Source organism: Telluribacter sp., assembly GCF_035998675.1.
GTDB lineage: Bacteria > Bacteroidota > Bacteroidia > Cytophagales > Spirosomataceae > Telluribacter.
In genome coordinates this window covers 82,225-96,800 of the sequence record NZ_DASYHI010000010.1, presented here as the reverse complement: position 1 = coordinate 96,800, position 14,576 = coordinate 82,225, and the positions used below count along the sequence as shown (strand labels likewise).

At 52.2% G+C, this 14,576-nt stretch carries 9 protein-coding genes; 3 read left to right on the top strand and 6 right to left on the bottom strand.

What is annotated here, in order from left to right; translation table 11 throughout:
- Window positions 1-35: 35 nt before the first annotated feature.
- Window positions 36-941 carry a sugar phosphate isomerase/epimerase family protein gene (locus tag VGN67_RS04590; RefSeq protein ID WP_327485597.1) on the top strand — a complete coding sequence of 302 codons (906 nt, stop codon included), beginning with the start codon at window positions 36-38 and terminating at the stop codon, window positions 939-941.
- A 61-nt stretch (window positions 942-1,002) separates the two neighbouring features.
- Here VGN67_RS04590 and VGN67_RS04585 read toward each other — a convergent pair whose 3' ends face one another.
- The 4 genes from VGN67_RS04585 to VGN67_RS04570 form a co-directional block, all read right to left on the bottom strand.
- Complete coding sequence (locus VGN67_RS04585; protein ID WP_327485596.1) at window positions 1,003-3,399, bottom strand: alpha-L-rhamnosidase C-terminal domain-containing protein; 2,397 nt, start codon at window positions 3,397-3,399, stop codon at window positions 1,003-1,005.
- A gap of 159 nt (window positions 3,400-3,558) precedes the next feature.
- Complete coding sequence (locus VGN67_RS04580; protein WP_327485595.1) at window positions 3,559-4,029, bottom strand: META domain-containing protein; 471 nt, start codon at window positions 4,027-4,029, stop codon at window positions 3,559-3,561.
- Window positions 4,030-4,167: 138 nt separating this feature from the next.
- On the bottom strand, window positions 4,168-5,826 hold the full coding sequence (locus VGN67_RS04575; protein ID WP_327485594.1) for a DUF5060 domain-containing protein: 1,659 nt from the start codon (window positions 5,824-5,826) through the stop codon (window positions 4,168-4,170).
- Window positions 5,827-5,846: 20 nt separating this feature from the next.
- On the bottom strand, window positions 5,847-7,166 hold the full coding sequence (locus VGN67_RS04570) for a Gfo/Idh/MocA family oxidoreductase (protein WP_327485593.1): 1,320 nt from the start codon (window positions 7,164-7,166) through the stop codon (window positions 5,847-5,849).
- Between the two features lie 363 nt (window positions 7,167-7,529).
- On the opposite strand from VGN67_RS04570, the gene VGN67_RS04565 reads away from it, so the two are divergent.
- On the top strand, window positions 7,530-8,948 hold the full coding sequence (locus VGN67_RS04565) for an MBOAT family O-acyltransferase (RefSeq protein WP_327485592.1): 1,419 nt from the start codon (window positions 7,530-7,532) through the stop codon (window positions 8,946-8,948).
- Window positions 8,949-8,961: 13 nt separating this feature from the next.
- A complete protein-coding gene (locus VGN67_RS04560) occupies window positions 8,962-10,092 on the top strand; it encodes a hypothetical protein (RefSeq protein ID WP_327485591.1) in 1,131 nt (376 codons plus the stop codon).
- On the opposite strand, the gene mutS is transcribed toward VGN67_RS04560, so the two are convergent.
- Both mutS and VGN67_RS04550 read right to left on the bottom strand, forming a co-directional pair.
- Window positions 10,082-12,691 (bottom strand): DNA mismatch repair protein MutS, encoded by a 2,610-nt coding sequence (gene mutS, locus VGN67_RS04555; RefSeq protein WP_327485590.1) that lies wholly within the window; start codon window positions 12,689-12,691, stop codon window positions 10,082-10,084. The genes VGN67_RS04560 and mutS overlap by 11 nt on opposite strands.
- 157 nt (window positions 12,692-12,848) lie before the next feature.
- The gene (locus VGN67_RS04550; protein WP_327485589.1) at window positions 12,849-14,561 is read right to left on the bottom strand and encodes a zinc-dependent metalloprotease; all 1,713 of its coding nucleotides are present in this window, start codon (window positions 14,559-14,561) and stop codon (window positions 12,849-12,851) included.
- Window positions 14,562-14,576: the final 15 nt, after the last annotated feature.

Below are 14,576 nucleotides of genomic sequence, written 5' to 3'. Positions count from 1 at the left end.
TTATTTAGTACTTACATATTCCTAAATCATTACCAATGAAAAACATCAGCAGAAAAGAATTCATCAGAGATCTGTCGCTCCTGGCAGGTGTAGCGGCCCTACCCGGTTTGGCGCACGCATCTTCGGCGGAATTACTGAAGGCGTCCCAAATGAAGCTGGGGCTGGTGACCTACCTGTGGGGAAAGGATTGGGACGTACCTACCCTGATAAAAAACTGCGCGGCTTCGGACATAGGGGGCGTTGAGCTACGCGTGGACCACGCCCACAAGGTCATGCCCGATCTTTCGGCTGCCGCCCGGAAAGAAGTAAAGAAAAGCTTTGCCGACAGCCCCGTCAAAATTGTGGGTATGGGTACCAACGAACAGTATGACTCGCCCGATCCGGCCAAACTGAAAGCGTCTATAGAAAGAACCAAAGAGTTTGTCAGGTTGAGTGCTGATGTCGGGGGGACCGGCGTGAAAGTAAAGCCTAATCAGTTTCATAAAGATGTACCCCACGAAAAAACGCTGGAGCAGATTGGCCGGGCGCTGGGTGAACTGGGAAAGTATGCCGCCGATTTCGGCCAGCAGATCCGGCTGGAAGTACACGGCAACGAAACCCAGGACCTGCCCAACATCAAAACCATCATGGACCATGCCGACAGCCGCAACGCCACCGTGTGCTGGAACTGTAATCCGGAGGATTTGAAAGGGGAGGGGCTGGTCCACAACTTCAATCTGGTCAAAAACCGCTTTGGCGATACAGTTCATGTGCGGGAACTGGACGATACCAGCTATCCGTACCAGCAGTTGATGGACCTTTTTGTAGGTATGGACTACAAAGGCTGGATCTTGCTGGAATGCCGCACCGACCCCGCCGATAAAGTACAGGCGCTGATAGCGCAGCGAAAGATTTTTAATGATATGATTGCCAACGCCCGGAAGAAAAAGGGCCGGGGATAGTTTAAAACAGAAGCGGGAGGCCAATCAGCCTCCCGCTTCTGTTTTATTGGACCGCTAAAAACTACTTTTCGATAGTCTGCTTTCCTCCTTTCAGGGGTATTTGTTCGCCCCGCCAGACCAGGGTACCCGTCAGACCAGCGGGAAGGGTAATATCCGCCTTCAGGCGGCCGTTGGACTGCCGGGTGTAGCTAACGAGAATATCACCGGCCGGATGAGGTACCTTCCCGGAAGCCTGCTGCAGTGAGCCCAGGGCAGGCTCAATTCGTACCGTCTTGAAGCCGGGGCTGCCGGGCTTGATGCCGCATACGGTGGCCAGCAGGTCGTAGTTGGGACTGGCGCTCCAGGCGTGGCAGTCGGAACGGGTAGGGTCTTCCTGTTCGGCAAAGGTAGTCAGACCCAGGTCCAGCATGTTGCGCCAGGGCTGTAGATGGTTAAGGTAGTCGTTGGCCATCCCTACTTTCTCCAGGGCCCGGTTGGTATAAAAGTCGAAATAGATGGTGGTGGGTGTCAGACTCTTATCTGAAAGTACCTTTTGCATGATTTCGGGTTGCCGCCCGGTGGGTACTGTGTTGGTCAGGATAGCGAACAGGTTGGCGTGCTTGCTGAAAAATTGCTTATCGGGCGCATCAGCGAGCAGGCCCCGGCTCTCGTCCCAGCAAAGGTCGTAGGTCGCTTTTTTAAGCCGGACCGACTGGCTGCGGTACTGCCGGGCATCGTCGGGGCGGCCCAGGGCGTCGGCCAGTTCGGCGGCGTAGTCCAGGGCGTAGGCGTACTGTAGCGTGATATTGGAAGTATATTCATCCTTACCAATGGGTAGGTTATCCTTGCCGTGAAAGGGCTTATGATCCACAAAATTCCACCAGGGCAGGTTGTGCAGCATTCCCTTTTCTCCCACGTGCCTTTCAAACCAGCTTAGTACACTCTGCACCCCCGGGTACAGCGACCGCACAAAGGGCAGGTCGTCGCGGTATTGGTAGTAGTCGTGGATCATGGCGATGTGGAAGAGCGAGTAGGGCGGTATGAGCTGCTGCAGCGCGTGCGGATAGCGGCTGGCCGTCAGTCCCTCCGGAATGCGAGACTCGTCAAAGTGCATCAGGGCCTGCCGCGCCAGCCGGTCGTCGCCGGATACGTAAAGTGAAATAAGCGCCTGAATGCGGGTATCGCCAATGTACTGCAGTTGCTCCCAGTAGGGACAGTCCACGTAGGTTTCGATGGCGCAGAGGCGGGCGGTACGCCAGCCTACGTTCCAGATCTGGCTAAGTACCGGGTCGTTGCTCTTAAAGCTACCCTTTTCTTCAAACGGATAACCGGTAAAGGTGCCGTACAGGTCGTGAATAACCAGGGGTTCTCCTTTGGTATCTATGTCCAGCTGTAGGTAACGGTAGGTCCGGAACCAGAGCGGACGGAACTGCCGACGCGCCCCGCCGTCGGGTTGAAAAATGTCGTAGTGCCCAATGATTTCCTTACCCTCAATTTCGTTACGATTGCCTTTTTTCCAGTCTTTGTCGTAAAGCGCTTCCTGATACGTCATCTTTATTTCGCTGCCGCGGCCCCCGCTCACGAGCAGGTGCGGGTAGGCGTTGGTCAGGTAAGTCTGGTCGAGCAGGATGGTACCTTTGGAATTAGCCGGAATGGTCAAATCGCCTTTTCCCGCCAGGAATCCTTCCTGAATTTTTCCCAGACTGGTACGCGCTACTTTGGGTATCCGCACCAGCTGCTCTTCCATCATCGGAATGGGGCGGGGCACCAGCCCCCACTGGCTGTCGCGACTGAGGCCGTAAGGAGCGCCCTGACCAAAAGATTTTGCTTTCTGCCACTGGCTGTCGTCGTAGTCGGCCTGCTGCCAGCCCCAGGGGTAGCGGGTGGCGTCCACTTTTTCGCCCGGACCCGTTACGTAGTAGCCCCGGAAGGCTATCGGTCCAAAAGGAATGGGCGCGTAGGCTTCATTCTGGGTCACCAGCCAGCTGTTGTCGGTATTGACGGCTTTTTCTGCTTCGGTATTTCCCTGCATAATAAAACCTGTATGGTTGGATACCTGCGCGATGGGTGCGTGCTGGGCGAAGTTCCACACCTCGGCGGCCAGGATATTTTTTCCGGCGGTCAGGTGCGGGGCCAGGTCTATCGTTTCGTAACGCCAGTGCGCTTTATCCCCGCGAGCGGGGCCTTTGGCTACTTCTTTGCCATTAACGTAGAGCCGGTACCGGTTGTCGGCTGATACGTGTACTACATAGCTTTGCGGCCGGGCCGGCAAATCAATGCTTTTGCGGAAATGGTAAATACCATAATCGGTAGGATCGATGGTGGGGTGACCAATCCAGCGGGCCGGCCACGATTCGCGCAGGAGGGCGGGATTGGTGGTAGCCGTAGCCTGGTAGAAGGGGGAAAAGTTACGGTACTGGGCCTGCGTTGCCGCCGTGATTAGCAGGAGCAGGGAGAAAAGTAACAGGTACTTATTCATACGGAGCGTACAGGTTTTGCGCAAACTTACGAAAGTACTAATAAGACATCCAGGGGCTTGTGGCTACTCACCCCGGGTGGTGTAAGGTCGGGTTCTTTAAAAGAAAAGTCCCCTGCTTTTGGGCAGAGGACCAGAAAATAGTGGTGTTTAGCAAGAAACCTACTTACTCCGCTGAAAGTGGAGGCTTTGATTGGAAAGGCCGTTGCTCAGGATGACGAGCGTCTCTCCGGAATCCTTGATCTGATACGTAGCCGCGTTTTTCAGTAGCTCAAAGTACCGCTGCTCAAACTGCATGGCTTCCGGTGAGCCTCCCATCCGGGTACTTCCCAGATCAGCCACCGCCAGCGTATTATTGGAAGCATCGGCCTGGTAAGCGGCAAAGTAGTAATTCACCGAGGACCTTCCGGATAACATCAGCTTTCCATTTTCATCGGGTACCCCCTTGAATTCCAGCGTAACCTCATAAGGGTACTCTGCTTTATCCCCGAAATGTTTGAACTTCCAGGTACCAGTTAGCTCAGCCGTGGCGGAAGTTCGTTCGCTTTTCAGGGCATCCACTTTTTCGGGCTGGCAGGCTATTCCCATAAGCACTGCCAGCATTACTCCCAAACTTAAAAATACCTTTTTCATAGCTAATTCTTTGTTACTAAGTTTTTAATCTTACTCCTAAAAAGTACCAGTAAGATTCATATAACAAAGATTTGGTTGGAATAGAGCCAGAAAAATTTCTACAAAAACTGTTTAGTTGCTCCAAAAGGTGAGAAGAGGTTATTTCAGCCTTACTACTACCAGGCTGTACGTATCCTTCCAGGGTGATTTCAAGGCCTTCCAGTTAGACCAGGGGGTACTTCCGGTTTCTTTGTATTCACCCGTAAATGGATTGAACCATGTTACTTCCAGCTTACCGCCCGGGGGCTCGGGCAGTACGGCGTTAATCTGGTAGTTGCTGGCTGGTACCAGGTAAATAAACAAATCTTTCCCGTTGGAGAGAGGAAGTCCACTGCTGGCCAGGTTGTCGGCACCTACCCGACTATTGGTAGTAATTTTTGGCGTGGAAGGCACCAGCTCATTAAAGTTATACTTGGTAAAAAATTGCTGCATGTGCCGGTAGTAGTCAAAGCGGGGCGGGGCGAAGGAGTGGCCTTTTCGCAGAGGGTCATAAATAACGATATTCCAGGAGGTATTCTGCCAGTAGTAGGTTGAATAAACGCCCGCGAAAACACATTCCAGATTTCGGATAAGACAAATTTCGGGACTGGTGTAGTTGCCTTCAAACGTATGATAAGGGCCTTCTTCGTAGCCACCATGTTCAATGTTCATGACGGGCTTGCGGGGGTAGCGGTTATAGGCCTGAAGCATGAGCGAGTACAGGTCGTTCCGCCAGCTCTGGATGGAGATGAAATCCACCTTGTCGGGTTCGCGGGAGCAGTATTCGTAGTCGTGCACCGTGACGAGGCGCTTGTACTGATCCTGGCTCCGGAGGCGACTGATTCGTTCGTTGATGTAGGGTATATCGACACGGCCGTAGTCCAGAGCTTCCTTGGAAACATCCCAGATGATGTTGGGATAGGCCTGGTAGCGGGCTATGATGTAGTCGTAGTAGAGGTTGTCGGCCCAGGAGTACATGTCCGGCCAGTTGACGTTCTTGTTCCAGACGTAAATCATGATGTGCGCCACTACACCCTGCTCGTTCAGGTGCTCAATGACCCGGTCGAAGTGCTTGAAGAAATCAATATTCAGTCCCGAAAAATCAGGCTTTTCATTAGTACCTAAAAAAGGAGAGTAACCTGGCTTTTTGTATTCGTATTCGGCGGGTACGTTTTGAGCCGTTGACCAGTTTACCCCGTAGGCGTATACGTTCATCACTACCTGATTGAACCCGTTGTCCCTGATCGCTCCGGTAATTTGCCGTGTGCGGGGAATATCATCCTTGTTGCCGTAGTCCAGCGCAAAGAGCCAGTCCAGCTCAAATGCCAGGCTGAAATAGGGCGTACCATCTTCGTAAACAAACTTGCGCGGGTCTTTCGGGTCTACCCTTACGGCCCCATGCTGATTGCTGTTCCGGTTGGGCGTGGCCGTCAGCTTACCGGATTTGCCGGTGAGTTCAGCCAGGGAGGAGTAGGTTTCGTACGTCCATTCACCCTCCGCCGTGGGGGAAAACCGCACCACCCATTCGCCATTGTCGTTGTAAAAGCCGGGAATCCGGAGGCTAGTTTGCCCGGGACCACGGAAAGTAGCCCCGAAGGTAATGTCAAACGGAGAGCCGGGGGGAAGTTTTTTTACTTTAAAAGAAATATCCTGCACTTTCCACCTGGGTACTTCCAGCGGTGGCGTTTTTGAATTGGAAGTACCCATAGGTACCTCAGCCTGAACCAACCCCGCTGTTATCAGGAAGGTACCCAGCAGGGCAATAATAAATCTTGTCATGTTTAGTTAAAAACTACGAGTTACACCCTGGGAAGTACCCAGGGTTTTCTATAATCAGGAGTGATAAGTGCGTTGGCGGCCTTGTTTTTTCCAAAGTTCTGGCTCTTCTCGTCCCACTCCAGCCGACTGTTGGTTCGCAGGGCTATGTTACCCATGTGGGCGTACATGGCTACCATTCGGCCGGTTTCAACGGGGCAGTTCGTCTCCTTGCGCTCCCGGATGCATTCTAACCAGTTCTTGACGTGTCGGTCGTGGCTTTCCTTCCAGCCTTTCTGAGCCATTTCTGGCGCTTTAAAAGCACCCTTATCTGATTCGGGAAACACCTCCCAGCTGTTGCGGTCCACAACCATGGTAGCTTCATTGCCAATAAAAGCCAGTCCATAGGAGCGACCGTAGGGGCCTTTCTGGAGGCCCGCGCTATGCTCCCAGGTTATAGAGTAGTCGGGAAGCTGGTATACCGCGCTCAGGGTGTCGAAGGTTTCGTGGTGGAAGTCGGGATTGAAAAAGTTACCACCCGTAGCCGACACTGACAGCGGTGCCGACTTCACATCCTTTACCCATAAAGCCATGTCCAGCAGGTGAGCGCCCCAGTCGGTCATCAGGCCGCCGCCATAGTCCCAGAACATCCGCCAGGAGCCGTGGAAACGGCTGGGGTTAAAAGTCCGCTCCGGGGCCGGTCCCAGCCACTGATTGAAGTCCACCCCGGCGGGTACGGGCTGGTCGGGTACTTTGGGGCGTCCGGCGGCGTAGTTGAAGTTGGCCCAGCTGTGTACTTTCCGTACTGAGCCGAGTCCGCCCGCCTTGATAAATCCCATGGCATTTTGCCAGAGCTCGCCACTGCGCTGCTGCTGTCCTACCTGCACCACCCGCTGGTAGTGCCGGGCGGCTTTTACCATGGCGTTGCACTCTCCAATGGAGTTGGCCATGGGCTTTTCTACGTACACATCCTTACCCGCCTCGCAGGCGTAGGCCATGGCCAGGCAGTGCCAGTGGTCGGGGGTACCTACTATCACCGCGTCAATATCTTTGTTATCCAGTAGCTTTCGGAAATCGCCGTAGAGCTGGGGCTTTTTCCCCTGCTTTTTAAGTACCTCTTCGGCCCGCCGGTTCAGGACACTTTCGTCAATATCACTCAGGCCCACGCATTCCACATTGGGCTGGTTAAGGGCGTGGCTGAGTATCCCAAAGCCCATGTTGTTGCAGCCAATCAGGCCGACCGTTATTTTTTCATTGGCCGAGGTGCGTACCCGAGCGGCCTGGCCGGTAGCAGGTACCAGCATCCAGGCCCCGGCGGTAAGGGAGGCCAGGGTACTTTGTTCAAGAAATTTTCTTCGGTTCATCTGCTGAAATGTATACTAAAAAAGACTCATTTTACTAAAAATCAAAAGTAACGCTTGTATACTACCAGGTAACTTCCTTAATTTTGCGCAACGTGATTCTTCCGGCTCATGCTCCTCGTTGCCCAAAAACAGAACTGGTCAGGGTGGTGAAAGAATTCAATCAGGGTGTTTGGTAGTATTAATCCGGCTATTTTTTAATTATTTAAATGTACAAATAAAAAATAGGATACAGACGAGATTTAGGGCAAAATGAAATTTTTTAACAAACGTATATCTAGTAACGTTTTGGTGAAGTGATAATGGTTTGTGGGCGCGGATTTTAGAATAACCAGTAGAGTTATCACCAATAATGTTACGAGGCGTATGCTGTTTAACTCTTTACACTTTCTGCTTTTCTTTATAATCATAACAGCCTGCTATTTTAACCTTGGGTGGGGGGGGAGGTGGCGGTTGCTCCTTTTTGCGAGCTGTTATTTTTATATGGCTTTTAAGCCGGTCTACATCCTTATCCTGGCGGTAACTATAATTGTCGATTACCTCGCCGGTCTCTGGATTGAAAAACATACGGGCCAGACCCGGAAAGTCATCCTGATTATTAGCCTCCTCTCCAATATTGGCTTTCTGGCTTTTTTTAAGTACTACGACTTTTTAGTTGACAATATAAACACCGCCTTTCTGCAGCTGCTGAGTTTACCAAAGCCACTACCCATGTTGGGGGAGGTAATACCGGGTATAATACTGCCCATTGGTCTGTCTTTTCATACCTTCCAGGCCATGAGCTACACTATTGAGGTTTACCGGGGGAATCAGCCCGCCGAGCGGCATTTTGGGATTTACTCCCTGTACGTGATGTTTTACCCGCAGCTGGTGGCTGGCCCCATTGAGCGCCCTCAGAATGTACTTCCGCAGTTTCATCGGTACCATTCCTTTGATTGGGAAGCGGTAAAAAGCGGGTTGATGCAAATGGCCTGGGGAATGTTCAAGAAAGTAGTCATTGCCGACCGACTGGCCCTGATGGTCGATCATGCGTACCGGATGCCGGAGGGGCATTCGGGTACTACCCTACTGGTTGCTACGTTTTTCTATACTTTTCAAATTTACTGTGACTTCTCGGGTTACTCCGACATGGCAATCGGGGCCGCAAAGGTCATGGGCTTTGACCTGATGACGAATTTCCGGAGCCCCTATTTGTCCAAATCAATTTCAGAGTTTTGGGGGCGCTGGCACATATCCCTTTCTACCTGGTTCAGAGACTACCTATACATTCCGCTGGGGGGAAACCGGGTGGCCGAGGGTAGGATATATGCCAACCTGATGCTGGTGTTTGTGGTTAGCGGGCTCTGGCACGGTGCCAGCTGGAATTTTATAGTTTGGGGTTTTTTGCACGGTACCTATCTGGTACTGGCCAAGCTGCGTGACGACCACCTGCCTGCGCTAAAGCTGACCCCAACGCCCTGGACTCAGGTACTGAATGTTATCATTACCTTTTTACTGGTCATGCTGGCCTGGGTATTTTTCAGAGCGTCGTCGCTTTCGGATGCGTTTTATATTATTCAAAAAATGATTTTCCCTACCGACTTTCAACTTTCAACTACGCTCTCCCGGGCTGAAATAATTTTCAGTTTCTTTTTAATTACTTTTCTCATTTTTAAGGAGCGCTTTTACCCTCATATTGACACCAGCCATACTACCCGTTTCTATGTCCTCTTCCTGTGTGCCTGTACCCTGATTTACCTGTTTGGAATTTACAACTCTAACCAGTTTATCTATTTTCAATTCTAAATGCGCAGGACCTATGGTACTTAGATTTCTCAGCATTCTCGTTGCGGGCATAGCATTGGGATTCATTATTATTGCCAATTCAGATGCCTTGTTCTATGCCTGGACGAACAGTCGCTTTTTCCCCTCGCCCAACCGCTACGGCGACTTATATAACCTTACCAACCTCCGCACTTTTAAGGAGCGGGATTATGCTACCCAATCTGTTTTAACTCCGCTAGATTTCCCCCGCCATAAACGGCAGGCTGATGTACATTTATACCTGTTTGGGGATAGTTTCATCGACCGGATTCCGCTGGAGTCCTATTGTGCAGGCCAAACGGAGTTTGAAAGAGTAGGGGTGAGCAGCCGGGAAATAACCCTGAATCCTAATCAGGTAAATATCCTGATTATCGAGAACGTCGAACGGGGTATCGCTGACCGGTTCAGCAACTACGATTACTTCAATACGTATATTGAAAACGCGGGGTACTATACGGCGACTACCAGAAAGAGGTTTAAAAATAACCCTTCGGTCAATCTGGGGATTTGGGGTGACTTCGGAGGCCATGCCGTTGAAGAGCGACTTCAGCTACTGCTGGGAAACTACGGCCCTTTTTTATTGTTAAAAGAATTCAAGGCCTGGGTAAATCTGTGGCTATTGAACAAGGTAGACGGTAACAATGTACTTTCCAGCGATAAGAAGTATCTGTTCTACCAGAACGAGGCCAGCCGGACCGTAGGTTACACCTCCTCCTTCTATCCGATTCCCGATACCGTAGTAACCCAGTTTGTGAATAATATGGACAAGGTATACCGGCATTATCGCCAAATGGGATTCGATGAGGTGTACTTTGCCATTATTCCCAACAAGGCCACTATTCTGGCTCCCAATGAAGGCTATAACCGGCTGATACCAAGAATAATGAAAGAGTCAGCGGGGCGTTTTCAGATGATAGACATGTACAGCAAATTAAAAAATACGATTGACTACTACCATGTGGGCGATGGGCATTGGAATAAAAAAGGAATGCTCATGTGGGTTAACGAAGTAAATAATCTGACCCGGAAAGTAAGCAGAAAAGCCCTGCCGCCAGTAGCCGGTACCGACCAAAGATTGCAAACAAATGACACGACAGCTTTACGGGTAACCACCTTTAGGAAATGAGCTTCTTCAGTTCGTTAAGCTTTAATAGCGCCTCAATGGGTGAAAGCGTGTTGACATCAATGACCGACAACTTTTCTTTCAGCTCTTCCAGCCGGGGGTCGGCGGGTTCGAATATGCTGAGTTGAAAGTTGTTTTTGGGCATCTCCCGTACCTTTTTCTGGTTGGTTTCGGGTACGTGGTCTTTTTCCAGGTGCTGCATGATTTCACTAGCCCGCAGTACAATGAGCTGGGGCATACCGGCTATTTGGGCCACGTGGATACCAAAGCTGTGTTCGCTGCCGCCGGGTTTGAGTTTGCGCAGGAAAATCACCTTGTTATCCACCTCCTTTACGGCTACGTTAAAATTCTTAATGCGGGGGAAGTCCTCGGCCAGCTGGTTTAGCTCGTGGTAATGCGTGGCAAAGAGCGTTTTGGGGTGTGAATGCGGGTGATTGTGCAGGTACTCGGCAATGGCCCAGGCTATGGATACACCGTCGTAGGTACTGGTACCCCGCCCTATCTCATCCATAAGTACCAGGCTGCGGTCGCTGAGGTTGTTCAGGATACTGGCCGTTTCGGTCATTTCGACCATAAAGGTACTTTCGCCCCGGCTGAGGTTATCGCTCGCACCCACGCGGGTGAATATCTTGTCAATAATTCCGATGGTAGCGGCGCGGGCCGGTACATAGCAACCCATTTGGGCCATAAGCACGATGAGGGCGGTCTGGCGCAGCAGGGCCGACTTTCCGGCCATATTCGGGCCGGTAATAATGATGATCTGCTGGGTCTGGTCGTCGAGGAAGAGGTCGTTGGGTACGTAACTTTCCCCTAACGGCAGTTGCTGCTCAATAACCGCATGGCGGCCGTCCTTAATGTCCAGTTCTTTGCCTTCGGTAATCACCGGCCGGACGTAATTATGCTTACGGGCTACCTGCGCAAAAGAACCCAACGCATCCAGCACCGACACAATGCGGGCGTTTTGCTGAATAGCAGTGAGGTACTCCGACACCGCCAGGATCAGATCGTTGAAAATGCGCAGCTCAATGGCCGCGATTTTATCTTCGGCGCTCAGAATTTTCTCTTCGTACTCTTTCAGTTCGGGGGTAATGTACCGCTCGGCGTTAACCAGCGTTTGCTTTCGGATCCAGTCGTTAGGTACTTTGTTTTTATGAGCATTGGTAACTTCCAGGTAGTAGCCAAATACTTTGTTATAAGCTATTTTAAGAGAAGGAATACCCGTACGCTCTATTTCGCGGTTCTGTAGTTTGAGCAGGTAGTCTTTACCGGCAAAGGAGATGCTGTGTAGTTCGTCCAGCTCGGGGTCAATGCCACTTTTTATCATACCCCCCTGATTCGTCACCAGAGGAGCGTCTTCGCGTAGTTCGGCTTCTATTTTATCCAGCAGGTACTCACAGGAGTTCAGCTGGTCGGCGTGCTTTCGCAGGGCACTGATTTTTACGGCCGGATTTCCCAGCAACTCTTTAATGGGAGCAATCTGTTTCAATGATTTTTTAAGCTGCACCAGTTCCCGCGGACTGATACGCCGCACGGCAACTTTGGAAATAAGCCGCTCCAGGTCGCCAATCTGGCGGAGGTACTGCGTCAGGGCTTCGTGCAGGTCTTCATCCTTTAAGAGCAGGTCTACGGTATTGAGCCGCTCTTCAATGGGTGTTTTTTCCTTCAAAGGCAGAACAATCCACTTGCGCAGCAAGCGCGCGCCCATGGGGGTTACGGTCTGGTCCAGGATTTGGATGAGGGGTACCCCGCCTTCCTGCTGAGGAAACACCAGTTCCAGGTTCCGGACCGTAAAGCGGTCCAGCCATACGTACTTATCTTCTTCCAGCCGCGTTATGCGGTTAATGTGGCTGGTTTCTTTGTGTTCGGTTTCGTGCAGGTAGTGCAGTATAACCCCCGCCGCCGTAATACCCAGGGGCAGGCCTTCGATGCCAAAGCCTTTAAGGGTAGTCGTACGGAAATGCGTAGTCAGCTGTTCGTAGCCAAAGTCGTAGCCAAAGCACCAGTCCTCGAGTTGGAACGTATGAAACTTGTCGCCGAAGCGTTCAATAAACTGCTGCTTCTCCTTTTTACAGAACAGTACTTCCGAAGGGGAAAAGCCCTGCAGCATCTTGTCTATATAGGCGGCGCTTCCCTGGGTAGTTAAAAATTCCCCCGTAGAAATATCCAGAAACGATACCCCGTGCAGATCGTCCTTACCCAGGTGTACCGCCGCCAGATAATTGTTCCGGCGAATGTCCAGAACGTTGTCGTTCAGCGAAACACCGGGCGTAACCAGTTCGGTCACGCCCCGTTTGACGATCCCCTTGGCGGTAGCGGGGTCTTCGAGCTGGTCGCAGATGGCCACCCGCTCGCCGGCCCGCACCAGCTTGGGCAGGTAGGTGTCCAGGGAATGGTGTGGGAATCCCGCCAGTTCCTCGTGCGCTCCACCGTTGTTACGGCGCGTCAGGACAATACCCAGAATCCGGGAGGCCCGGACCGCATCCTCGCCAAAAGTTTCGTAAAAATCACCCACCCGGAAAAGCAGCAACGCACCGGGGTACTTGGTCTTTATCTGATTGTATTGTCGGTTAAGCGGAGTTTCTTTTGTCGCTGACTTTGCCAAAGGTATATTGAAATATAAAAGGTACGTAATTGCCGGAGAGCTCCCCGGGCGGAGGACACTTTTCCTCCCGCCTCAAGCCATTTACAAAATTAACCCTTCTGAGCGGTTTGACAAGGTACCGGGCAAAGTAGCAGCCAGGGTAGTAAGAAATTAGAGGTTATCGGTCAATTACGAAGGTAGTGCTGCTGGTCTGGCCGCCGATGGTGATCCGTAACAGGTAGGTACCGGGGGGAGCCTGCATCCGGATAAAGCTCCGGTGCTGATCGGAGGTAGATAATAATTCGTGGAACAGAGGCTGACCGCTCAGGGAAAAAACGGCCGTTTGTTCGGGGGAGGTGTGGACGGGTACTTCCACCCAGAACGAACCCCGGTTTGGATTGGGATAAACCAGGATTGATGCCTGGTTAGCCGGATCGGTTGCCGTAATGACAAACGGCTCCGAAGCAGCTGTACAACCCGCCTGGCTTACCTGTACCGTATAAGCGCCTGCTCCTGCGGGGTATAGCAGCTGCCTGGTTGAGTCTTTCAGCGCCACGCCGTCGCGGTACCATTGGTGGCTGCTGGCGTTACTGGCCCGCAGGACCAGTTTTCCGTTGACCTGATCGACGGTCACCTGGGGTATTCCGGTAATAGGTACGGGAGTGGCAGCGGACACTACCGCCGGGCGGCTGCCTACTACCTGCACCTGGTAAGTACCCGAAGGCAAATTTGCGGGTAAAGCCACCCGGAGTCTGGTATTGTCCAGTAGGGTAGCGGGTACTTCTACCGCATTGGTACCAGTAGTACCGGACAACCGGAGGCGGAACTGATTTCCCTCTTCGGGGGCTCCGTACTGGCGCAACCCGACCTGTAATTCGGAGCCGGCGCAGTAGGTAGCGGTAGTAGGTTCCAGCAGGAACCTAAGCTGCCCGTCAATATAGTACCGGTCGGCCGGGTCCGGATTGACCTGGTTTCGCAGGGACAGCCCCCACCGCATACGGTCGTATTGTTGGGGCGTAAAGCTGGTGCGGCAGCCCCGGTAGTACGACATTAGGTTGGTAACATCAGGGCGGTACAGTTCGCGCCTCGGGTCCAGGTTGGTAAAAAAGGAAGAAGAGCAAATTGACTGCGCCAGTTGCCGGTCCGAGGCGATAAGCAAAAGGTAGGGGTCAGCGGGTGTGTCACAGATCTGGTCACCGGCGTAGGCGCAGTTGGCGGCGGCTCCCCGGGTTACGTACTCACGGGTAGTGGGGTCGAGGTTACCGGCGGTGCCGTGTTCGTGGGTATGCAGCAGACCAAAATAGTGGCCCATTTCGTGGGGAATTACTTCGTTGATGATTTGGGCCGGCGGGGTAGTGCGGTTGGTAGAAATAAAGAGGGAGTTCCAGTGACTGGTATTTTTGGTTGAATCCAGGCTGGGAGGATAGGCGTATCCGTTGGCTCCGTCGGCATTGCCCACAAAATAAAGATTAACGGCATTATGGACATTGTGGGTCGAGGTAAGGGCTTTGTCCTCACTCATCGCGAGATCATAAAATTCATCGCTCCGGATGTAGTTGATGGTACCAAACTGAAAAAAGCTCAGGCCCATGGGGGCAAATTTGGCATTCAGGACCGTAAAAACCTGCGCGAGGTAAGCCGAAACGTCGCCTTGTCCCTGGCTGGTAAGTACGTGATGAACCTTAATGGCCACCTGAGTTGCCTGTTTTCGGGCTGTAGACTCATTCTGTGTTTTATACTGCTGGTAGGCGGCTGCGTAGGCTTGCAACTCCCGGGCAGAAGGGGAGGGGGCAAGGCAGGGCAGCGTGGGGTCAAGGGGCCAGTCCACCTGCCCGTTTGAAGGAAAGACAAGGGTAAGTAGTAACAGCAGGAGGATGGATAGTGCCCGCATCAGGTACCGGATAGG